We start from the raw sequence: 20,709 nt of genomic DNA, 5'->3' as shown, positions 1-20,709 counted from the left end.
AGAAGCGGGGTATAGTCCGATTGACGGTAAAGCCGATCGACGAAAGAGATGATGGAGCCATGCCTCTCACCGGGGAGTACGAGCCGAGCGCGTTCGAGTTCAGCCGCAACCAGGTGGAGCTCTACGAGAGCTCCGGCGGCACCGAGGGCACCGACAACCAGGGCGCGCCCGTGATCGTCCTGACCTCGGTGGGAGCCAAAACCGGCAAGATCCGCAAGAGTGCCCTGCAGCGAGTGGAGCACGAAGGCGAGTACGCGGTCGTGGCCTCTTTGGGCGGTGCGCCCAAAAACCCGGTCTGGTACTACAACTTGAAGGCGAACCCGCACGTCGAGCTTCAGGACGGTCCGGTCAAGAAGGACTACCGGGCCCGGGAAGTCGATGGCGACGAGTACGCCACGTGGATCGCCCGTGCCGTCGAAGCGTGGCCTGACTATGCGGAGTACCAGAAGAAGACCACCCGCAAGATGCCCATCTTCGTCCTGACGCCGTTCGACGCGTAGTAGCGCCGGCGGACCCGGGCGGCATGTTTCCCCTGCGAACGTGCCGCCCGGCGTCGGGATCGAGCGGATAGGGTGGCCGCCGTGAAGGAACTTCTGCCGCACCTCGGCAAACCACGCCCGGAGCGCGCGGACGCCGCCCGCAACCGGGCGTTGCTGCTGGAGACGGCACGGGTGCTGGTCGCCGAACGCGGTGCGAGCGACGTCACGATGGACGAGCTCGCCGCGCGGTCAGGGCTGGGCAAGGGCACCGTCTTCCGCCGGTTCGGCAGCCGGGCGGGGATCTTCCAGGCGTTGCTGGACGAAGAAGAACGCTCCCTGCAGCAGGCCGTCATGGGCGGCGACCCGCCGCTCGGCCCCGGCGCCCCGGGGCTGGAGCGGCTGATCGCCTACGGGACCGCGCGGATCAGCTTCCTGTTCGACAATCACGAGATCGCCCGCGCCACGCTCGACGGCGGGCAGAAGGCCCCCGCCGGCGAATCCCCGTTGTCCCGCTTGCACATCCGGATGCTGCTCGGCGAGATCAAGCCCGCGTTCGGGGATCTCGACGTGCTCGCCGCACAGCTCACCGGCGCCCTCGACGGGCCGCTGATGCTCCAGCTGCCCGCCGAAGACCTTTCGTCCGCCACGGTCGAGCGGCAGCGGAAGCGGCTCATGCACGGCTGGACCGAACTCGTCACGCAGATCTGCGGGCCTTGACACAGCCTCCGGGTCCTGCTGATGGAACGGTGCTTCAGAAGAGGCACAAGGGGTTCACCGGCGGCCCGGTCACGACCACGGCTGAGCCACCTCCCAGGTGGTGTCCTCGGCCCACGATGCCGTGGCGTCCCAAGGATTACTGCCACCGTTGTGAGCGATGTAGACAGTGCTGTCGTAATGCCTGATGTAATAGCCAGGATAGTTGTTCGACTGGAACGACGTGTAGGAGCCACTGTTACCGGACCCCGGGCAGAAGGTGGCGTCGTTGGTCAGCAAGGCGCTGCCGTCGTCCGGTTGCCGGTGCAGCTGGTAGTTGGAGTGGCGGAGATAGTCGCCGGGATAGTTCTTCGATTCGAACGAGAGGCAGGAGTTGTTGGCCAGGCCTCGCCGGACGATCCAGGTGGCGTCGTTCTTGTCCGATGTGGAACTGTCCGCCGTGATCACCGAAGTGACCGCGTCGCCGGCGAAGTGGCGCAAGTAGCGGGTTGTGCAGCACGCGGTGGTCGCTCGCAGGGAGATCGACGAGCCGGGAGTGAGCGTGCCGCCGGGGACGCCGTTCGAGCCGCCGTAGCCGGCGGAGACGATGCTGGACTGTACGGCGCTGTCGGCGGCGTCGGTCGGCACACCGGCGGTCATCACGCCTTCGAAGAACGAGCCGATGTCGGCATTGCTGTTGTCGCCGCCGGTGCCGAGGACGATCGCGCCTTCCTGGTGCAGCGGCGAGTAGGTGTTCCGGACGGTCGGCTCGGAGCCCGAGTACGTCGTGGCCAGGTCGCCGGTCTGCGCGTCGCCCCGTTTCAGGGTGAAGTGATCCTGGCCGTTGTTGCTCAGCATCGCCGTGACGTACGGGGTCGCGCCGGGGCCCGGGTCGCCGGCGTTGGTGCCGGTGTTCGACTGGAAGAGCCCGTTCTCGAGGTCGGCCGCCACCCAGGGGCCGGATCCGTTGCAGTTGCCGAACTCGCAGCGCAGGCCGAGGTACACCGCGTCCATGTGGCCGTCGCCGGTGTCCTGGTTGTTCGTCTCGGCGTTGCCGTAGTCGAAGCAGCAGCCACCGTTGACGTGGGTCGCGGAAGCCACCATGTACATGCCCTCGGGCTGGCCGTTGACGGCGACGCCGCTCGTGCTGTTGTCCCGGTAGCCCATGCCCGAGGTGATTTCCACGCCGTACGCGGTGTGCCCGCCGATGCTGATCGGGAGCGCGTCGGCCGGGGCCCCGACGTCGGCCGCGCCGGCTCCGCCCGCCCCCTCGATGGTGAGGTCGTTGTGCCGCGGCGACTGGTCGTAGATCTCGGAGATGAAGCAGGACGTGTTGGCACAGAACGAGTCCTGCGCGGCCCCGTTCGCGATGCCGCCCGGCGAGAGCAGCCCGATGTCGGTCGTGGCTCCGTCGGCGCGGCGCACCTGGTAGAGCGGGCCGTTGTACGCGGCGAAGAGCGCTCGCACGGTGCTGTGCGCTCCCACGCAGGGCGTGCCCGCGGAGCCGTAAACGTCGCACGGCAGGGATGGCGCGGCGTCGGCCGATGTTCCGGCGAAGGCCAGGCCGGTGAGCATGAGAACGACGGACAACAGGATGTTCCGCAGGCGTTTCATGACAGGCACTCCTGTTCGGCTTGTGCCGGGGCGGGTTCACGGCCGAGGTCGTGGATCTCGCGGGCGCGGCCGGACGGCATCTCCTACGGCGATCGCGGGAACTTCGGCAACCCGGTGTCGCGCTGAACGGAGGCGGCAGCGCAAGCCCGGCTCGGGGGGACGGTGGAGGAGTCGAAAACCGGCTCGACCGGCCTGTCCGCGGCCTGCCGATCCGGTGCGCGGTAATTTTTACATCGTTGGAACAACGTTGTAAAGGTCCAGACCGGCAGTCCTGCCCGCCCGCGTCCGGAAGCCGGTGGCCGTGTTGCCGCGAGGACGGGTCCGCAGTGGTCGGGCATGATGGCGGCCATGGCACACCGCGTCCTGCTGGCCGACGACGACCGGGCGATCCGGGAGTCGCTGGTGCGTGCGCTGGAGCTGGAGGGGTACCGGGTCAGCGAGGTCGGCGACGGGGTCGAGGCGCTGGCCACGGCGCGCCGCGAGGAGTTCGACGTGCTGATCGTCGACGTGATGATGCCCGGGGTGGACGGGCTCGGCGTGTGCCGGGTGCTGCGGGCGGACGGGGACCGGACGCCGGTGCTGATGCTGACGGCCCGGGTGGAGACGGCGGACCGGGTCGCGGGCCTCGACGCGGGTGCGGACGACTACCTGCCCAAGCCGTTCGAGCTGGACGAGCTGCTCGCCCGGTTGCGGGCGTTGCTGCGGCGAAGCGCCGAGCCGGGGGACGTCGCACAGCGGGTGATCCGCCTGGGCGGGCTTTCCGTGGACACGCGGGCGCGGCGGGTGTGGTGGCTCGACACGGAGGCCGAGCTGTCGAAGACGGAGTTCGACCTGCTGGAGCTGCTGGTCCGCAACGCCGGGATCGTGCTGGACCGGGGCACCATCCACCAGCGCATCTGGGGCTACGAGTTCGGGCCGGAGTCGAAGAACCTCGCGGTCTACATCGGATACCTGCGGCGCAAGCTGGAGAAGGCGGGCGCCGGCGATTTGATCCACACCGTGCGCGGTGTGGGTTATTCGGCGCGGTTGCCGTGAATCTGCGCGGCCGGCTGGTGATCGCGTTCGCCGCCGTGGGGGGCGGCGCGGCGATCATCGTGGGCGTCCTGAGCTACCAGACCGCTTCACAACGAGTCTGGAACGAGTTGGACCGCACCCTGCTGACCTCGGCCTCCGAGGTCAGCACCGGGGCGACCCAGGTGCTGGCGCCCAACGAGCTGACCCGCGGCCCGCAGGACAACGACCACGACGAGGCCCAGCCGATGGCCGCGCAGGCGGTCGCGCCGGACGGGGCGGTCCGGCACCTCGGCGGCCGGCCGATCGCGTTCCCCGTGCGGCCCGCGGACCGCGCGCTCGCCTCGGCCGCCGGCGGGCAGGACTACGCGGACACCACGGTCGGCCCGGACGACTACCGGGTGGTGACGGTCGCGCTCGGCGGCGGCCGGGGAGCGCTGCAGCTGGGCATCGACGTCGACGAGACGCGGCACGTGCTGAACGACCTGGCCGCGCGCATCACCATGGTGAGTGCCGCGGTGCTGGTGGCCGCGGCGCTGCTGGGCTGGCTGATCGCGCGGCAGATCACGCGGCGGCTCGTGCGGCTGATGCGCGTGACCGAGGAGGTCAGCGCCGGCGGCCGGTTCGACATCGGGGTCCCGCCCGGTGGCCGGGACGAGGTGGGCCGGCTGGCCACTTCGTTCGACGCGATGCTCGCCCGGCTGGCCGACGCCCGCGCCGATCAGGAGCGCCTGGTCCAGGACGCGGCCCACGAACTGCGCACCCCGCTGACCAGCTTGCGCACCAACGCCAGCGTGCTGCGGCGGTTCGACGAGCTGGCCCCGGACGCGCGCCGCCGGCTGCTCGCCGACGTCGACGGCGAGACCCGGGAGCTGACCCACCTCGTGGCCGAGCTGGTCGACCTGGCCACCCACGAGTACGACCACGAGGAGGCCGGGCCCGTCGCGCTCGCGGAGGTGGCCGAGCGGGCCGCGGCACGGGTCCGGCGCCGTTCGGGACGGCCGGTGCTGGTCGACGCGGACGCCACCACCGTCTCGGGACGGCCGAAGGGACTTGAGCGGGCGGTGTCGAACCTGCTGGAGAACGCGGTGAAATTCGACGCCGGGACCGGCCCGGTCGAGGTGCGGGTCCACGCCGGGCGGGTCACGGTGCTCGACCGGGGCCCCGGCATCCCGGAGGAGGACCGGGCACGGGTGTTCGACCGGTTCCACCGGGCCGCGGACGCCCGCTCGCTGCCCGGGTCCGGGCTCGGGCTGGCGATCGTGCGGGACATCGCGCTTTCCCACGGTGGCACCGTTTTCGCCGGGCCACGGGACGGCGGCGGCGCGGAGGTCGGGTTCACCGTCGGCGATCTCTTACCGGATTCTCACCGAGGCCACGCCGGGGGCTAACCGGGCTCGGCCACAGTGGCAGGCAGAGCGGCGGTCACACGCCGTCACCACAGGGAGAGCCGATGTCCGCCACCACCACGTTGCCGATCGGGCGGCGGCGCCATGTCCACGTCGCCCCGGTCCGGGCGTGGTGGCGTGCCGCCGCGGGGCTGGCCGCCTGGCTGAGCCTGCTGTTCGTGGTCGCGCTGTGGGTCGCCGGCCGGGGGCTGCAGCAACTGGACGGCGCGGCCGCGGCGCTCACTTCGATCGGGCGGCTGACCGGGTTGCTGGCCGCGGACCTGCTGCTGGTGCAGGTGCTGCTGATGGCACGGATCCCGTGGGTGGAGCGGTCGTACGGTCAGGACGACCTGGCGCGCCGCCACCGCGTCGTCGGGTTCACCTCGTTCACGCTGATGCTCGCCCACATCGGGCTGATCACCCTGGGCTACGCGGCGACCGATCGGTCCGGTCTGCTCGGTGAGGCCTGGGACCTGGTCACGACGTACCCCGGGATGCTGCTGGCCACGGCGGGGACGGCGGCGCTGGTACTGGTCGCCGTCACTTCCGTCCGCGCGGCGCGGCGGAGGCTCCGGTACGAGTCGTGGCACCTGCTGCACCTCTACGCCTACCTCGGTGCGGGACTGGCCCTGCCGCACCAGCTCTGGAGCGGTGCCGACTTCACCGCTTCCCCCGTCGCAACCGTGTTCTGGTGGGGCGCCTACGCGGCCGCCGCCGGGTCCGTCCTGGTGTTCCGCGTGGGCTTGCCGGTGTGGCGCAACGTCCACCATCGGCTGCGCGTCACCCGCGTCTGGCGGGAGTCGGCGGACGTGGTGTCGCTCGAGCTGCGTGGACGGCACCTCGACCGGCTTCCCGCCGCCGCGGGCCAGTTCTTCGTGTGGCGCTTCCTGGACGGTCCGGGCTGGACGCGCGGCAACCCGTTCTCCCTGTCGGCGGCCCCGGACGGACGGCGGCTGCGCATCACCGCGAAGGACCTCGGCGAGGGCAGCGCGCGGCTGGCCGCCGTGCGCCCGGGGACCAGAGTCCTGTTCGAAGGACCGTACGGCCGGTTGACCGGATCTGTCCGAAGTGGACACAAGGTGACGATGATCGCTTCCGGTATCGGGATCACGCCGCTGCGGGCGTTGCTGGAGGAACTGCCGTATGAGCGCGGTGACGCCGTGCTGCTGTACCGCGTCAGCGAACCGGGTGAGGTGCTGTTCCGGTCCGAATTGGACGGTCTCGCCGCCCGGCGCGGCATCCGCCTCTGGTATCTGCCCGGGCCCCGGGCCGAAGGGTCCTGGCTGCCCGCCGGGCACGCCCCGGTCGCCGACGAGGTCGTGCTGCGGCACCTCGTGCCCGACCTGGACGAGCACGAGGTCTACGTGTGCGGCCCGGATGGCTGGCTGGACACCGTGACCGCTTCGCTGCAGCGCGCCGGCGTCCCGTCCGCTCGTGTCCACAGTGAACGCTTCGGCTGGTAGGGAGCCCACCATGCGCCGGATCGCGCTCGCGATCGCCGCGACCGTCTCGATCGTCGTGCTGCTGTTCAGCTACCACACCAGCACCGGCGGCGACGCGGTTGTCACGTCCTCTCCTGTTGCCCGGCAACGTCCGGCGAGCCCCTCCGCCGGCGCGACGTCCGCCGCGCCGGCATCCCCCGGCGCGGCGGCCGGTGCGGGCACCTTCACCGGCACCGCCGCCGACACCCGGTACGGACCGGTCCAGGTCCGCATCGTCGTCTCCGGCGGCCGGATCACCGACGCCCAGGCCGTCCAGGTGCCGGACGAGAGCGGCCGCGACGTCCGCATCAACTCCGCTGCGGTCCCCACCCTGGTGCAGGAAACCCTGCAGGCGCAGAGCGCGCAGATCGACACCGTCAGCGGCGCCACCTACACCTCCGAGGGCTACACCCAGTCCTTGCAGTCCGCACTCGACCAAGCCCACCACTGAAGCGAAGGAACGCATGACCACCGTAAACGGCCTGCCCGCGCACATCCTGCTCGTCCACGCGATCGTGGTCCTGCTCCCGCTCGCCGCGCTGCTGCTCGTGCTCACCGCCGTCTGGCCCGCCGTGCGCCGGAAACTGGCCGGTGCCAACGCGATCCTGTCCGTCCTCGTTGTCGTCCTCGTCCCGGTCACCACCGACGCGGGGGAGTGGCTGGAACGGCGCGTGGCCTCGACCCCGCTCGTCCGCGCGCACACCGATCTCGGCGACACCGCGATCTGGGCGGCGATCCCTGTTGCCGTGCTCGCGCTGGTCGTGTGGTGGCGTGCCCGCGAGGCCCGCGCCGCCGCCGTTGTCCAGGAACCGCAGGTCACCGAGCCGGGAATTGCTGAGCCGGGTGGTGCCGAGCCGGGCAGCACCGCGGTCGTCACGCGTCCGGTGGCAGCGCGTCGGACCTTCCTGGCCCCGGCGTCCACCACGGTCACGGTGGTCGTGGCGGTCCTGTGTGTCCTCGCCGCGGGTGCCGCCTGCTACGACATCGCCCGGATCGGCGACTCCGGCGCCCAGGCCAGCTGGCAGGGGCAGTTCAGCCCGAACGCGGTGCCGCACGCGGGCCACGCGGGCTGATTTTCCCGGTGGTCCGGGCCCGAGCCCGGGTAGCCAAGGGTCACTGGTGGTGACTACAGTGTGTGCCACTGTCGCCACAGTGCCGAGGAGGCTGGTGTCGTTGTCCGATGAGCTGAACGCTCCGCCTGGTGTGGATCCCTACCGGGCCAGCGTCGCCCGGATTTACGACTACCTGCTGGGTGGCAAGGACAACTACGAGGTCGACCGCCAAGAAGCGGTGCGCATCATGGAGAAGATGCCCGAGCTCGCCGACGCCGCCCGCGAGAACCGGTCCTTCCTCATCCGGGCGATCCGGTTCCTGGCCACGAACGCCGGCATCTCCCAGTTCCTCGACTGCGGTTCCGGGCTGCCCACGGCGGAGAACGTGCACCAGGTGGCCCAGCGGATCAGGCCCGACGCGAAAGTGGTCTACAGCGACTACGACCCGATCGTCGCGGCGAACGGCCGCGCCCTGCTCGAAGACAACAACCTCACGCGCTACATCCAGGCCGACATCTTCGAGCCCGGCAGCATCCTCGACAACGACATCGTGCGGTCGCACCTGAACTGGGACGAGCCGATCGCGGTGCTGTTCGTCGCCACGCTGCACCACCACAAGGGCGACCGCGGCCGGCCCGCGGAGGTCACGGCCGAGTTCCTGGACCGCCTGCCGTCGGGCTCGTACCTGGTGATCTCCCACCTCATCGACCCCCACGACGGCTCGGGCGAGGACGAGGCCGTCGCGCAGATGCGGGAGGTCATCAGCTCGGGCTCCCTGCGCGGCGTCATCTCCCGCACCCAGGGCGAAATCCACGAGCTGTTCCACGAGACCGAGCTCGTCCCGCCAGGTCCCGCCCAGGCCCCGGAAGTCGTCACGCTGACCGACTGGTGGCCGGACGGGCCGCTGCTCCAGGCACCCAACATCGCCCAGCGGATCATGGCCGGTGGGGTCGGCCGCAAAGCCTGAACCACACCGCGGCTGGAGGGTTCACTGCGGGGAGGTCACCAGGAAGGTGAAGTGCCCGTTGATGTCCCCGGAGAACACGGATCCGTCCTCGGGGAACCGTTCAGCCTCAGCCCGCCTTCCTCACGTACGTTCTGGCCGGTGGTGAGCTGGTTGATGGCCTCGGACGCGGCTCCGGTGAAGGTGAACATCGCGGGCTCTCGCTCTCTCCCCCGCGAACCGCGGGGTTGTCGTGAATGGTGCGCCGGTCGTATTCGGAGAGGCCGCCCCAGACGCCGTGGAGTTCGTTCGAGGCCAGCGCGTAGGTGCGGCATTGTTTGAGCACCGCACAGGTTTGGCATACCTTTTTGGCGTTGGCGATGCGCGCGGCTCGGTGGTCTCCGCGTTCACCGTCGGGGTTGAAGAAGAGCATGGTGTTCATTCCGCGGCAGGAGCCGCGCATCTGCCAGTCCCAGTTTTCCGTCCGGGGCGAGGGGAGCCGCAAGGTGGTTGTCATCGGCGTACGCGCCAACCGCGCCGGGACTTCACGATGCCGCCGGCGAACGCGTGGTAGATCAGGAGCAGGACAACCGAGCCGACGATCGCGGTGACCCAGGTGGAGAGGTCGAAGAACCCTTTGGTGGCATCGATTCCGAGGTATTGCGCGGCCACCCAGCCGCCGAGCAGCGCGCCGGCGACGCCGATCAGGATCGTGACGATGACCCCGTGTTTGGCCCTGCGACCCAGCAGGGATTTGGCGATGACGCCGGCGACGAGGCCGAGTATGATCCAGGCGATGATGCTCACTGTGGCCCTTCCTTGGGGCAAGTCGAGCGTGCGGCGCCAAGATCTGGGGCGAAACCCGATCCGGTACAGACGTTTTCTGCCCAAGCTTCGTTCTGCCCAAGCGCAGCATCAGACCGGGTGATACCTGCCATCGTAGACCTCCGGCCCGCTGCCGCATACAGCTGATGCGGGACCGGTACGTCCCCGCCGGCAGGCCGGTCGGTCAATCCGCCGTCCGGGGTTGATCGGCCAGAACCGGGCCCCGGAGCGGCCGCTGTTGCCCCGGTGGCGCGGTAGAGTGTGCGGACAGCGCCGGAGCGCCCAGATTCCGCCCTCGCGACGATCGAGTCCCACTATCGATGAGTCCTTTTGCCCGGGCGTCGAAGAAATACCGGAAATCGCGCTCGTCAAATTCCCGCTCCTCGAATGCCACTGCTCGAATGCCGCAGCGATGCGAGCAGTGGCCCAGCCGTGGGATACGCCGGAAATCAACCGAACGGGACGGGCGGGCAGTGATGCGAGAGGCCAAGGACAGAGGCATCGCCGGCGGGCTGGGCGCGGGTGTCGCCGCGGGCCTGGTCTGGGGGCTCGCCTTCCTCTTGCCGGAACTGCTGCACGACTGGACACCGGCGACCCTCACGGCCGGCCGTTATCTGCTGTACGGAGTCCTGTCCGCCGGGCTGTTCCTCGGCGGCGGCGCGGCGATCCGCGGAGTCGCCCGCCGGCACTGGCGCCCGGCGCTGGTCTACGCCATCACCGGCAACATCGGGTACTACCTGCTCGTCGTCGTCGCGGTGCACTCGGCCGGGGCGCCGATCACCACGATGGTCATCGGCTGCGTCCCGGTCACGGTCGCGTTGCTCGGCAACTGGGTGGACCGTCGTTATCCGTGGCGCCGCCTGGTGGTTCCGGTCGTGCTCGTGACCCTCGGACTGATCGTGGTCAACGGGGTGGAGATCGTCGGCACCGACGGCGTACCCGGAACTTCCTTGGGCGGCAAGGTGATCGGCATCCTCGCCGCGTTCGCCGCGCTGCTGATGTGGGCCACCTACGGAGTCAGCAACGGGCGTTTCCTGGCCAAGAACCCCGAGGTCTCGTCCAGCCAGTGGTCCAGTGTGGTCGGTGTCGCGACCGGCGCGATCACGCTCGTCGCCCTCCCGCTGGTGTGGGTGACCGGTCAGCTCGGGCCCGTCGGGCCGGCCCATCCGGGCCTGCTCGGCCTGCTGGTGGGCTCGGTGGTGCTCGGCATGCTGGTCTCCTGGGGCGGCACCTGGCTGTGGAACGCCGCGTCCATGCGGCTTCCGACCAGCCTCGCGGGCATGCTGGTGGTGGTCGAGACCATTTCCGGCGTCGCCTACGTCTACCTCGCGCGCGGGCAGTGGCCGCCGGTGTGGCAGCTCGCCGGTTTCGCCGTGATCATCGCGGGAGTGCTGATCGCGGTGCGCCGCCAGCGCGTTGACGAGCCGGCGGCCCCGGTGCTCGCCCCGGAACACCCGCCGCTGAGCGATCGCTCGGTTAGTTGAGGCGGCACTCGAGGTGCTGATCGATCGTGAGCTGTATCTGCCGGAACCGTGGATCACCGATCGGGACCGCGCCCGTGTGGCATCGTCACCTCATGCTATTTATTATTTCTCTTCTTCTTCACCAAGATCGCTGCCGCCGTAGGGGTCGTATTTGTAGCCTGGCTGGAGTACTAGCTGAGGCGCGTCAGCAGCTCGACGTCCTCGTCGGTCAGCACGACCGAGCCGGCCGTGAGATTTTCCGTCAGGTGGCCGGTGGAAGCGGTGCCCGGGATCGGCAGCATCACCGGGGAGCGGGCGAGCAGCCAGCTGATCGCCAGCTGGGCTCGGGTGCACTGGTGCTTCTCCGCCAGCCGGGCGATCGTCCCGCCGCTCGTGGTCAGGTCTCCCGACTCCAGCGGGAACCACGGGATGAAGCCGATACCCTCGCGCTCGCAGTACTCCACTACGGGATCATGGTGCCGCACAACAAGGTTGTAGCGATTCTGGACCGTGGCGATCGGCGTGACCGCTTGGGCCTGGCGTAGCACGTCCAAACTCACCTCGGACACCCCGATGTGGCGGATCTTGCCTTCCTGGCGCAACGTCGCCAGCTCGCCGAGGCTGTCCTCGATCGGCACCTGCGGGTCGACCCGGTGCAGGTGGTACAGGTCGATCGTGTCCACACCGAGCCGCTGCAGGCTGGTCACCACGCAGTGCCGCAGGTAGTCGGGCCGGCCGATGGCGGGCCACCCTTCGTCGCGGGCCGCCGGGCCGCGCCGGGCCAGTCCGCCCTTGGTCGCGATGACCAGGCCGTCCGGGTACGGGTGCAGTGCCTCACGGATCAGGTCCTCGACCACGTACGGCCCGTACGAGTCCGCGGTGTCGATGAAGTCGACGCCCAGCTCGACGGCCTGCCGCAGCACGCGGATCGCCTCGGCGCGGTCGCGTGGCGGGCCCCAGGTGCCCGGGCCGGTCAGCTGCATGGTGCCCAGGCCGAGGCGGTGCACCGTGAGGTCGCCCCCGATGGCGAACGTCGAGGTCCGGCGGACCGGCTGGTCCACGTTGACGGTGTTCATGGTGGAAGTCCCTTCTGTCATGGCACGGCCGGAAAACCGTATTGGGGCAGCAGCGCCCGGGCGGGGCCGTCCGCGTCGAGCAGGTGGTCGAAGGTGGCCTGGACCATCGAGGGCCGGGCCCGGCCCCGCGCCGCGGATTCGGCGGCGAACCGGAGGGCCATCGGCAGGTTCTGCCAGGTTTCGACGGCCCGGGTGAACGTCGCGATGTCCGCGCTCCGTTCGTCCACAAAGGACCCGATCCGCACGTAGCGATAGGCGTGATGCTGCGCGGCCGCCCACATGTCGTCGAGGAACCGGCGCCGGGGTTCGTGGTCTCCCAGCCCGGCCCAGAACTCCGACAGCACGGCCAGGGCCGCCTCGGTGCCGGTGACCCAGTCACCAGGCAGGTCCGGCACCCCGGCGGTCCGGCCTGGGCTGAGCGCGACCCACTGGTACGTGCCATCCGGCGGAATCGGCACCGGGAAGCCGAAAGCGTGTTCCTCGCGCAGCTTGTGTTCCGGCGCGGGGACGGGGCTGGGCCGGATCGCGCTCAGCAGGCCCTCATCGGTGAGCCACCCCTGGAAAGGATCCTGCCGGCCCTCGGGGAGCAGCGCGGTGAACTCGTCGACGGCGTGCCACTGCCCGCCGCGACGGCCATCCACCAGTAACAGATGTGGCGCGCCATCCCCGGCCCTGGCCCGTGACCACGGCATCGACGCGCTGTTGGCCAGCACGAGCACCTGCCCGCTCGATTCGATCTCGCGCGCCATGCCTTCGATCGCGGCGGCACTGGTCGGCACGCCGGCGAAACCGAGTTCGCCCTCAGCCGGGACCTGATGCAACGGAATGGAGTGATGGGAGAACGCCGGCTCGTCACCTGGGCGCACGGCGAGGCGTACCGAGCGGGCGATGACGTCGAGCGCGTCGTCGTTCCCGGCGAGGAGGTAGGCCGCGAGGTTGGCGGTGTAGCAGCTCAGGGCATTCGGGCCGGCCGCGTCCGGCTGATGCTCCGGGGCCGCGGTCATGCAGCTCCTCGCTGTTGCGCACAGGCGGGCACCAGCACGTCGACCAGGTCGGCCACCGTGCCGAAGTTCTTGCCGGCGAACAGGCCGTCCGGCAGCGTCAGGGCCAGCTCGTCCTCGAGCCGGATGAACATGCCGAGCAGGCCCACCGACGTCACCCGCAGTACCGGCCCGTTGAGCTGCTCCGCGTCGCCCAGCTCGGCCGGGTCGAGCGACAACCGGGACTCCGTGATCATCATCTTCTTCACGGCGAGGTTTACCTCATCGTGAATTCGGGTGTCAGTCGCCATCGTTTTCTCCTTCTTCGTGCTCACGTGCGAAATCGGACGCTGCCCTCACCCTCGACGATCCAGCTGTAGGTCAGCAGCGCGGCCAGCGTGACCGGGCCGCGGACGTGCGTCCGGCCGGTGCTGATCGCGATCTCCGCCCCGATACCGAGACTCGGGCCGTCGTGCAGGCGCAGCGAGCCGTTCACCACCACCGCGGCGGAGTCCATCCGGCGGCAGAACTCCGCGATCGCCTCCCGGTCGGTCGCGACGACCCCGTCGGTGTGCCCCGAGCTGTGACGCCGGATGTGCGCCGACGCCTCCACCAGGCCGGGGACGGTGCGCACGGCCAAGGTGCGGTCGAGGAACTCCCGGCCGTCGTCGTGCGGGCCGATCTCCTGCACCTGGACCACGTCCGCGAGGCGATCGGGCAGCCGTCGCGCGAGTTCTCCGGGCACCCGAAGCGCCAGTCCCTTGAGGTCCGGCTCGTCGGCGTGCCGGGCCAGTGCCGTCAGCACGTCATCGGCCACGGACTCGTCGAGCAGCAGCATCTCCAGCGCGGTGCAGCCGGCCGGGTCGGGCAGCTTGCTGTCCAGGATCAGCCGGGCGGCCAGCGCGGGATCGGCCGAGGAATGGACGTACAGGTGGTTGACCCCGGCTCCGCCGACGATCAGCGGGATACGGGAGGTGGTGCGGCAGTAGTCCACGAGCGTCGGGCTGCCACGGGGTACCAGCACGTCGATCGCGTCGTCGCGACGGAGCAGCTCGCGCAGCCCGGCCCGGTCCAGATCGTGCAGGACCTGCACCAGATCGGCCGGCAGGCGCGCGTCTCGCAACGCCTCGTCGATCACCACCGCCAGCGCCGCGTTGCTCCGGCTGATCTCACTGCCGCCCCGGAGCAGCACGGCATTGCCGGTGCAGGCCGAAAGGATCGCACTGTCCACAGTGACCATCGGCCGGGCCTCGTAGATCATCAGGAGCACGCCCAGCGGCCGTGGCACCCGGCGTGCGGTCGAGCGCTGGAGGCCGTGGAACTCGGAGCCGGGCCGGCTGACCGCCGGCAGGTCTTTGCGCACCAGCCGCGCCAGCTCCGCGAGCCGGTCGAGATGCCCGTCGGTCAGCCGCATCCGGTCCAGCATCGGCCCGGACAGCTGCTTGGCCCGCCCCGCGGCCAGATCCCGCTCGTTCGCGGCCACGACCTCCGGCCAGTGCCGGCGCAGCCGCGTCTCGATCGCCTCGGCGAACGTCAGATATGCTTCGTCACCGACCGGAGGCGCCTCGGTCACTGCCTGTCTCGCATTTTCGAGAATGATCTCTGTCATCACGCCAATCCGGCATCTGATTTGATGTTCGCGGGAGATCGAACCGGACCGGCCGAGGGCATGGGCGACACAGAGCATCCGGTGGAAATTCCGATTTTAGGCGCACCCGCACGGGGCAACAACTTGAAGCGCGCGGAAATGATCGACAAGAGGTCCTAGGGGCTGTAGATAACCAACTGATTGGCGTAGCGCGATTCAGCGGGCTGTACTGCCTGGCCTGGCGGTACTAGGCCGAATGGCCCAGTGCTGCGGCCCGACGGGGCAGTATTCCGGTCACTGCGGCGCTCGACCGGCCCAAAACGGGTGCTGACTGGGCGGCTCCAATTTGCGGACCACCCGAACGGGGGCTACGAATTGAACAGGTGCCACACGAGAGGATGTAGACCTTCGCACAACCTGTCGCGGTCAGCGTGACCACAGGTGCGAAGTTCGTCCGCAGGGCACCGCCGTTCGATTTATGTGAAGTCCTACTATAGCTGTCTTATCGACGGTTCGTGACGTGTGATGATCCGTCGAGGGATTTCGGGGGAATTGTGTCAGGTCAGCTCGAAATGAAGACGTCCACACCGTGCTCGGCGCTGCTCGGCCGGGTGGACTCCGAATATCTCGACTGCGTGTCCGATGACCTCGCCCTGGTGCTCGCCCACGCGGGCGTCGCCGATGTACGGGCACCGTTCGCGATGGACTGGCGCCTGCGCCTGACGAACGAGCCGGACCAGTTGCCGAAAGCCGACCTGCCGCCGGCCGACCAGGCCGAGAAGCTGGCGTGCCGCACCGGATTCACGCCGCTGTGGCGGGACATCGCGGACGTGGACGACGCCGTGGGGCAGTGGCGGCAGTTCTTGGCCGGCGGGCACCCTCTGGTGCTGGTCGGGGACGCCTATCACCTGCCGTGGCTCCCATATCACGGCAACGAACACATACAGCACGGGTTCGTGCTCGAAGCCATCGAAGCGCTCGGAGGCGGACCGGAAGAACTGCTGCATATCGTTGATCCGTACGACAACGCGACCCCGTGGGGCCGCGCCGTGCCGACGACCACCGAACTCCCCATCGGTGACATCGAGGCGGCGCTGCCCGGCGGGTCTTGGGCTGTCCTCTCGAAGGTCGGCGAGGCACAGCCGGTCGACCTGCGCCGGCAGCTGAGGGACAACGCGCTGGCGATCACGGGCGCGGCCGCCGCGGGCACGCCGGCCCAGTTCGTCGAGCGGCACCGCGAGCTGGACAGCGGTTGCGTGGAGAACCTGGCACTGCAGGCCTGGCTGCTCGCCCGCGACCGCGGACTGCATCACCTGTGGCTCACCGATGTCGCCGCCGAGCTGGAGCGGATCGGCCTGCCCGAGTTGCCCGGCCGGTTCGAAGCCGAGGTGCTACGACCGTGGCGCCGGGTCACCGAAATGTCCTACCTGGCGCTGCGCCGGGTGCAGACCGGACGGGCGGCACCGGACGGTGTGCTCGCCGCGGCCACCACCGCGCTGGCGAACGAAGCAGTTCTCGCCGTATGGCTGCTGGCAAGGACCGAGCCCGAAACCGAAGGGCGCTGAGAGCCGTTATGTCCCTTGTAGATCCGATGCTGGCGGTCGCACTCCGCACGCCGCAGGCCACCGCCATCGTCGCCGCGGACGGCACGCCGACCAGTTACGCCGAGCTCGGCCGCGCCGTTCGCACCGTGGCCGCGATCCTGCGGGAACGAGTACGCCCGGGCGGCCGCGTGGCGGTGCCGACGGCCAAGGAACCGGCGACGGTGATCGCCATGCTGGCCGCGATGCTGGCGGGCCGCTGTTACGTGCCGGTGGACCCGGGAGCACCGGCCGAGCGCCGGCGGTTCGTGGTGCGGGACGCCGGTTGTGAACTGGTGCTGTCCACATCGGACGACCCGGCCACCGCACGGCTCGACCTCCCCGTACTCGACCTGTCGACGGTGGTGAGCACCGAATTCACCGAAGACCTGCCGGACCCGGGCCCGGATGACGAGGCTTACGTGCTCTACACCTCGGGCTCCACCGGCACTCCCAAGGGCGTGGTGATCACCCATCGCAACGCGGCCGCGTTCGTCGGCTGGGCGGCGGAAGCCTATCCGCTCGCCGACGGTGACCGGGTCGCCGTCCACGCCCCGCTGCACTTCGACCTGCCGGTGTACGACGTGTACGCCGGACTCGCGGCCGGCGCGGCCTTGCATCTCGTCTCAGCCAAGGCAGCGCTCTTTCCGCAAGCGCTGCAACGGTTTCTCACCGACCGCCGGATCACGCACCTCTACGCGGTGCCCTCGGCGCTGACCGCGTTGGTCAACCGGTCGACCCTGCTGATGGAAGGGCTGCCCGCGTTGCGCCGGCTGCTGTACGCGGGGGAGGAGTTCCGTGCGCCGTCGCTGGCCGCGTTGATGCGCGCGGTTCCGCATGCGGAGGTGGCCAACCTGTACGGCCCGATCGAGACCAACGTGATCACTAGCTACACGCTGCCTGGACCGCCGGCAGAGGACAGCCGGGTACCCATCGGGCACCCGATCGACGGCGTGACGATCGCGCTGCTGGCCGAGGACGGCACCGCCGCGATCGACGGGCCCGCCGAGGGTGAGCTCGTGGTGGCGGGCGACTGCGTCACGACCGGGTACCTGGGCCGGCCGGACCTCACCGCCGAGTCCATGGTGGACATCGGCGGCGAATGCTTCTACCGCACGGGCGACTTCGCCCGGCGCGACGAACATGGCCTGCTGCACCTGATGGGCCGGCGGGACGGACTGGTGAAGACACGCGGGTATCGCGTGGAGATCGGCGAGATCGAAGCCGTCATCGGGGCGCACCCCGGCGTCGCCGAGGTGGTCGTGGTGGCGGAGGCCGATCCCGAGCTGACGAACCGGTTGCACGCTCTCGTCGTGCCCGCGCCGGGCACCGATCCGGCCGGGCTGGCCCGCCAGGTGACCGCGCACTGCCGGGCGCGGCTGCTGGGCTACATGGTGCCCAGCGGCATCCACGTGCAGTCCGACCTCCCCCGCACCGGCACCGGCAAGGTCGCCCGCGCGGAACTGCTCGCGCTGGTCGGCAAGGAGAGCCGATGAACCCGCGACCGTCCGATCTGACCAGCCTGGTCGCCGCCCGGTTCGGGGAGGTGCTCGGCGTCTCGCCGGAGACCGCGCGGGAGGCGCCGTCCCTGTTCGACCTGCCCGGGTTCGACTCGGTCGCCGTGGTCGCGGTGCTGGAGCGCCTCGAAGACGAGCTGGGCGTGGAAGTCCCGCCGGAGCTGATCGTCCCCGAGGCGTTCGAGTCCGTGGCCGCGCTCACCGAGATCCTGCGAACCATCCGGGAACCCACCAACTCAGGGGGAGTTCGATGACCGTGGCCCTGCTCCACCACCTGCTGGACCGCCAGGCGGCCGACACCCCGGACGCGTCCGCGGTGCGTACCAAGGGACGCGGCTGGTCCTATCGGGACCTGCGAATCCGGTCCATGGCCTACGCCAACTGGTTACGGGGTCACGGGGTGCTCCCGGGCGACCGGGTCCTGATCCTCGCCCCGCACGAACCCGAGACCCTCGCGCTGATCTACGCGGCGTCCCGGCTCGGCGCCATTCACGTCGTGCTCAGCGACCGCACGCGGCCGTACCACCTCGAGCACATTCTCGGCGACTGCGAACCACGGCTGGTCGTCGCCTCGGCGCGGGCGGTGGACGTGGTGGCGGCGCTGGCACCGCCGTCGGTGAACGTGTACGGGCTCGATGAGCTGCCGGCCGACGCGCCCGGTGAACCGAACGAGCCGGCCCGGCTGTCCATCGACCCGCTCGCCCTGATCTACACCTCGGGCAGCACGGCGATGCCCAAGGCGGTCGTGTCGACCCACCGTCAGGTGCTCTTCACCGCGGACGCGATTCAGCAGCGGCTGCGGTACCGGCCGGACGACAACGTCTTCTGCTGCCTGCCGCTGTCCTTCGACTACGGCCTGTACCAGGTGTTCCTCTGCTGCGTGTCCGGCGCCTGCCTGGTCCTCGGCGACGACGAGGACGCCGGGCCGCTCCTGCTCAGCCGGCTCGTCGACCACGACATCTCGGTGTTCCCGCTGGTGCCGAGCCTGGCCGTCACCCTGGCGCGGCTGATCGCCCGGTCGCACCAGTTCCCGCCCCGGCTGCGGATGGTCACCAACACCGGCGCCGCGCTGCCGGTGACGTCGTCCACCCGGCTCCGGGAAATGATCCCGAACCTGGACGTGGTGTCGATGTTCGGCCTGACCGAATGCAAGCGGGTGTCGATCGCCGAACCCAACTCCGACCTGTCCCGGCCGGGGTCCACGGGGCAGCCGCTGCCGGACACCGAGGCGTACATCATCGACGACAACGGCGCCCGGCTGCCCGCCGGGCAGGTCGGCGAGCTGGTGGTCCGCGGGCCGAACGTGATGGGCGGGTACTGGCGGGCGCCCGAGATGACCGCGAACCGCTATCGCCACGACGAGTTCGGCCAGCCCGTCCTCCACACGGGGGACCGCTGCCGGCTCGACGAGGACGGCAACGTCTACTTCGTCGGCCGCACGGACGACATCTACAAGCAGAGCGGATTCCGGGTCAGCTCCATCGAGGTCGAGGCGGCCGCGATGGACGTGCCCGGCGTCGAGCTGGCCGCGGTTCTGCCCCCGGACAACGGTAACGGCGCGAGGCTGGTGGCCACCGGGACGATTTCCGCCGGCTCGCTGGCCACGGAACTGGCGGTACGGCTGGAAGAGCACAAGATCCCCGACGACTGCCGCGTGCTGCCCGAGCTGCCGCTCAGTGTGAACGGGAAGATCGACAAACGGGCGCTGACGGACCTGTTGGACGCCCGACTGCAAACCGAAGGTATCCGATGAACCCGTTGCTGGTGGCCGAACAGGTCGGCACCCCTTGCTACGTGTACGACCTGGGGACGATCACGGACGCACACGCCGATCTGACCAAGTCGCTACCCCATCCGTCCACTTTGTACTACTCGCTCAAGGCCAACCCGCACCCGCGGATCGTCGCCGCGCTGGCGGAGCTGGGCTGCCATGCCGAGATCAGCTCCAAGGGGGAGATCGACTCCGCCGTCGAAGCCGGCGTGCCCGGTGAGCACATGCTGCTGACCGGGCCCGGCAAGGCCGAGGAGACCATCGACTACGCGCTGGGCCACGGTATCCGGCACTTCTCCGTCGACTCGCCGGTCGACCTGGACCGGGTCGGCGAGCGGGCGTTCAGTTACGGGGTGGAGGTGGAATGCCTGCTGCGCGTGAACGCGGACAGCGCGATGACCGGTGGCTCCGGCCTCACGATGACCGGCACCGCCTCCCAGTTCGGCGCGGACGCGGCCTGGATTCTCGAGGAGCCGCAACGGTTCAAGGCGCACGGCATCGCGACCGTCACCGGCCTGCACCTCTACATGGGCTCGAACCTGCTCGACGAGGACACCCTGGTCAGCCAGTTCGGCATCGCCATCGACCTGGTCGTGCGCCTCAGCGAGCAGCTTGAGCACCTCCGTGAGGTCGACCTCGGCGGCGGGTTCGGCGCACCGTACGCGAAGACCGGGTCCCGGCCGCAGTTCCCGAACCTCGCCGCCCGGGTCGAGGAGATGCTCGACGACCGGTTGAAGGGCTGGCGCACCGGCGAACCGAGGATCTCCTTCGAGTCCGGGCGTTATCTGGTCGCGGAGTCGGGGGTGCTGGTCTGCGAGGTGCTGGATGCCAAGCGGTCCAAGGACGAGCTGTTCGTCGTGCTGGACACCGGGGTGAACCACCTCGGCGGAATGTCCGGGCTGCGCCGGATTCCCCGCTCCGGCCCGAGCGTGATCCCCGCCAGCGGCATCCCCCACGAGCCCGAGGACGCCGTGCAGACCTCGGTGGTCGGCCCGCTGTGCACCCCGCTGGACACGCTGGGGCACGACATGGCGATGCCGCCCATGGCCACCGGAGACCTGGTGACCGTCCCGAATGTGGGCGCCTACGGCCTGACCGCCAGCCTGCTGGCGTTCCTGGGCCATCGCGCGCCGATGGAGGTGGTCACCAGGGGGAACGAGGTCCTGGTGGTGTCCCAGCTGCAAGTCAAGCGATCCGATCTGGACCCGGACCGGTTCTTCGACCCACTGAGCACGCAAGGAGTATGAG

21 protein-coding genes are annotated in these 20,709 nt (G+C 69.9%); 14 read left to right on the top strand and 7 right to left on the bottom strand.

The features are described from left to right. Positions 1-59: 59 nt before the first annotated feature. Positions 60-500 carry a nitroreductase family deazaflavin-dependent oxidoreductase gene (locus OG943_RS19630; RefSeq protein ID WP_328611240.1) on the top strand — a complete coding sequence of 147 codons (441 nt, stop codon included), beginning with the start codon at positions 60-62 and terminating at the stop codon, positions 498-500. 81 nt (positions 501-581) lie between these two features. Then, the gene (locus OG943_RS19625) at positions 582-1,196 is read left to right on the top strand and encodes a TetR/AcrR family transcriptional regulator (RefSeq protein ID WP_328611239.1); all 615 of its coding nucleotides are present in this window, start codon (positions 582-584) and stop codon (positions 1,194-1,196) included. A gap of 69 nt (positions 1,197-1,265) precedes the next feature. On the opposite strand, the gene OG943_RS19620 is transcribed toward OG943_RS19625, so the two are convergent. Beyond that, positions 1,266-2,786, bottom strand: coding sequence for an alpha-L-arabinofuranosidase B (locus OG943_RS19620; RefSeq protein WP_328611238.1), 1,521 nt, complete (start codon positions 2,784-2,786; stop codon positions 1,266-1,268). 339 nt (positions 2,787-3,125) lie between these two features. Between OG943_RS19620 and OG943_RS19615 the strand changes: the two genes are divergently transcribed. The 6 genes from OG943_RS19615 to OG943_RS19590 all read left to right on the top strand — a co-directional run bounded on the left by OG943_RS19615 (position 3,126) and on the right by OG943_RS19590 (position 8,685). Further along, the gene (locus tag OG943_RS19615; protein ID WP_328611237.1) at positions 3,126-3,821 is read left to right on the top strand and encodes a response regulator transcription factor; all 696 of its coding nucleotides are present in this window, start codon (positions 3,126-3,128) and stop codon (positions 3,819-3,821) included. Further along, entirely contained in the window at positions 3,818-5,188 is a 1,371-nt protein-coding gene (locus OG943_RS19610) for a HAMP domain-containing sensor histidine kinase (RefSeq protein ID WP_328611236.1), read from the top strand. Before OG943_RS19615 ends, OG943_RS19610 begins: the two co-directional genes overlap by 4 nt. A gap of 62 nt (positions 5,189-5,250) precedes the next feature. Beyond that, positions 5,251-6,648, top strand: coding sequence for a ferredoxin reductase family protein (locus OG943_RS19605; protein WP_328611235.1), 1,398 nt, complete (start codon positions 5,251-5,253; stop codon positions 6,646-6,648). Between the two features lie 10 nt (positions 6,649-6,658). Next, positions 6,659-7,117, top strand: a complete 459-nt coding sequence (locus OG943_RS19600; protein ID WP_328611234.1) for an FMN-binding protein — start codon at positions 6,659-6,661, stop codon at positions 7,115-7,117. 13 nt (positions 7,118-7,130) lie between these two features. After that, positions 7,131-7,739 (top strand): hypothetical protein, encoded by a 609-nt coding sequence (locus tag OG943_RS19595; protein ID WP_328611233.1) that lies wholly within the window; start codon positions 7,131-7,133, stop codon positions 7,737-7,739. Positions 7,740-7,839: 100 nt separating this feature from the next. Beyond that, the gene (locus OG943_RS19590) at positions 7,840-8,685 is read left to right on the top strand and encodes an SAM-dependent methyltransferase (protein ID WP_328612103.1); all 846 of its coding nucleotides are present in this window, start codon (positions 7,840-7,842) and stop codon (positions 8,683-8,685) included. Positions 8,686-8,791: 106 nt separating this feature from the next. Here the strand turns inward: OG943_RS19590 and OG943_RS19585 are convergent, their stop codons facing one another. Together OG943_RS19585 and OG943_RS19580 are read right to left on the bottom strand one after the other, a co-directional pair. Then, positions 8,792-9,178, bottom strand: coding sequence for a WhiB family transcriptional regulator (locus tag OG943_RS19585; protein WP_328611232.1), 387 nt, complete (start codon positions 9,176-9,178; stop codon positions 8,792-8,794). Then, on the bottom strand, positions 9,175-9,468 hold the full coding sequence (locus OG943_RS19580) for a GlsB/YeaQ/YmgE family stress response membrane protein (protein WP_328611231.1): 294 nt from the start codon (positions 9,466-9,468) through the stop codon (positions 9,175-9,177). The genes OG943_RS19585 and OG943_RS19580 overlap by 4 nt, the downstream gene beginning before the upstream one ends. 494 nt (positions 9,469-9,962) lie before the next feature. On the opposite strand from OG943_RS19580, the gene OG943_RS19575 reads away from it, so the two are divergent. Further along, positions 9,963-10,970, top strand: a complete 1,008-nt coding sequence (locus tag OG943_RS19575) for a DMT family transporter (protein WP_328611230.1) — start codon at positions 9,963-9,965, stop codon at positions 10,968-10,970. A 170-nt stretch (positions 10,971-11,140) separates the two neighbouring features. On the opposite strand, the gene OG943_RS19570 is transcribed toward OG943_RS19575, so the two are convergent. Genes OG943_RS19570 through OG943_RS19555 form a run of 4 tightly spaced genes read right to left on the bottom strand, consistent with a single transcriptional unit; the run spans position 11,141 to position 14,614 of the window. Next, positions 11,141-12,025, bottom strand: coding sequence for an aldo/keto reductase (locus OG943_RS19570; RefSeq protein WP_328611229.1), 885 nt, complete (start codon positions 12,023-12,025; stop codon positions 11,141-11,143). Positions 12,026-12,042: 17 nt separating this feature from the next. After that, on the bottom strand, positions 12,043-13,029 hold the full coding sequence (locus OG943_RS19565; protein ID WP_328611228.1) for a hypothetical protein: 987 nt from the start codon (positions 13,027-13,029) through the stop codon (positions 12,043-12,045). Then, complete coding sequence (locus tag OG943_RS19560) at positions 13,026-13,316, bottom strand: acyl carrier protein (protein WP_328611227.1); 291 nt, start codon at positions 13,314-13,316, stop codon at positions 13,026-13,028. Before OG943_RS19560 ends, OG943_RS19565 begins: the two co-directional genes overlap by 4 nt. A gap of 20 nt (positions 13,317-13,336) precedes the next feature. Continuing rightward, positions 13,337-14,614, bottom strand: coding sequence for a glutamate-5-semialdehyde dehydrogenase (locus tag OG943_RS19555; protein WP_328611226.1), 1,278 nt, complete (start codon positions 14,612-14,614; stop codon positions 13,337-13,339). A gap of 551 nt (positions 14,615-15,165) precedes the next feature. On the opposite strand from OG943_RS19555, the gene OG943_RS19550 reads away from it, so the two are divergent. Genes OG943_RS19550 through OG943_RS19530 form a run of 5 tightly spaced genes read left to right on the top strand, consistent with a single transcriptional unit; the run spans position 15,166 to position 20,708 of the window. After that, on the top strand, positions 15,166-16,158 hold the full coding sequence (locus OG943_RS19550) for a hypothetical protein (protein ID WP_328611225.1): 993 nt from the start codon (positions 15,166-15,168) through the stop codon (positions 16,156-16,158). Between the two features lie 8 nt (positions 16,159-16,166). Next, the gene (locus OG943_RS19545) at positions 16,167-17,669 is read left to right on the top strand and encodes an amino acid adenylation domain-containing protein (protein ID WP_328611224.1); all 1,503 of its coding nucleotides are present in this window, start codon (positions 16,167-16,169) and stop codon (positions 17,667-17,669) included. Next, positions 17,666-17,944: an acyl carrier protein gene (locus tag OG943_RS19540; protein WP_328611223.1), complete on the top strand. Its 279-nt coding sequence runs from the start codon at positions 17,666-17,668 to the stop codon at positions 17,942-17,944. The genes OG943_RS19545 and OG943_RS19540 overlap by 4 nt, the downstream gene beginning before the upstream one ends. Next, the gene (locus OG943_RS19535) at positions 17,941-19,443 is read left to right on the top strand and encodes a class I adenylate-forming enzyme family protein (RefSeq protein WP_328611222.1); all 1,503 of its coding nucleotides are present in this window, start codon (positions 17,941-17,943) and stop codon (positions 19,441-19,443) included. Before OG943_RS19540 ends, OG943_RS19535 begins: the two co-directional genes overlap by 4 nt. Further along, the gene (locus OG943_RS19530; protein WP_328611221.1) at positions 19,440-20,708 is read left to right on the top strand and encodes a type III PLP-dependent enzyme; all 1,269 of its coding nucleotides are present in this window, start codon (positions 19,440-19,442) and stop codon (positions 20,706-20,708) included. Before OG943_RS19535 ends, OG943_RS19530 begins: the two co-directional genes overlap by 4 nt. The last annotated feature ends 1 nt before the right edge of the window (position 20,709 follow it).

The organism is Amycolatopsis sp. NBC_00345, assembly GCF_036116635.1.
Taxonomy (GTDB): Bacteria; Actinomycetota; Actinomycetes; order Mycobacteriales; family Pseudonocardiaceae; genus Amycolatopsis.
The sequence above is the reverse complement of the archived record's forward strand: the minus strand, read 5'-3'. Positions and strand labels throughout refer to the sequence as shown.

Coding starts and splice junctions, on each gene's coding strand:
- OG943_RS19605 (WP_328611235.1), top strand. CDS start 5,251: ATGTCCGCCACCACCACGTTGCCGATCGGGCGGCGGCGCCATGTCCAC.
- OG943_RS19560 (WP_328611227.1), bottom strand. CDS start 13,316: ATGGCGACTGACACCCGAATTCACGATGAGGTAAACCTCGCCGTGAAG.
- OG943_RS19585 (WP_328611232.1), bottom strand. CDS start 9,178: ATGACAACCACCTTGCGGCTCCCCTCGCCCCGGACGGAAAACTGGGAC.
- OG943_RS19570 (WP_328611229.1), bottom strand. CDS start 12,025: ATGAACACCGTCAACGTGGACCAGCCGGTCCGCCGGACCTCGACGTTC.
- OG943_RS19600 (WP_328611234.1), top strand. CDS start 6,659: ATGCGCCGGATCGCGCTCGCGATCGCCGCGACCGTCTCGATCGTCGTG.
- OG943_RS19550 (WP_328611225.1), top strand. CDS start 15,166: ATGAAGACGTCCACACCGTGCTCGGCGCTGCTCGGCCGGGTGGACTCC.
- OG943_RS19540 (WP_328611223.1), top strand. CDS start 17,666: ATGAACCCGCGACCGTCCGATCTGACCAGCCTGGTCGCCGCCCGGTTC.
- OG943_RS19630 (WP_328611240.1), top strand. CDS start 60: ATGCCTCTCACCGGGGAGTACGAGCCGAGCGCGTTCGAGTTCAGCCGC.
- OG943_RS19555 (WP_328611226.1), bottom strand. CDS start 14,614: ATGACAGAGATCATTCTCGAAAATGCGAGACAGGCAGTGACCGAGGCG.
- OG943_RS19615 (WP_328611237.1), top strand. CDS start 3,126: ATGGCGGCCATGGCACACCGCGTCCTGCTGGCCGACGACGACCGGGCG.
- OG943_RS19565 (WP_328611228.1), bottom strand. CDS start 13,029: ATGACCGCGGCCCCGGAGCATCAGCCGGACGCGGCCGGCCCGAATGCC.
- OG943_RS19545 (WP_328611224.1), top strand. CDS start 16,167: ATGTCCCTTGTAGATCCGATGCTGGCGGTCGCACTCCGCACGCCGCAG.
- OG943_RS19620 (WP_328611238.1), bottom strand. CDS start 2,786: ATGAAACGCCTGCGGAACATCCTGTTGTCCGTCGTTCTCATGCTCACC.
- OG943_RS19535 (WP_328611222.1), top strand. CDS start 17,941: ATGACCGTGGCCCTGCTCCACCACCTGCTGGACCGCCAGGCGGCCGAC.
- OG943_RS19595 (WP_328611233.1), top strand. CDS start 7,131: ATGACCACCGTAAACGGCCTGCCCGCGCACATCCTGCTCGTCCACGCG.
- OG943_RS19530 (WP_328611221.1), top strand. CDS start 19,440: ATGAACCCGTTGCTGGTGGCCGAACAGGTCGGCACCCCTTGCTACGTG.
- OG943_RS19575 (WP_328611230.1), top strand. CDS start 9,963: ATGCGAGAGGCCAAGGACAGAGGCATCGCCGGCGGGCTGGGCGCGGGT.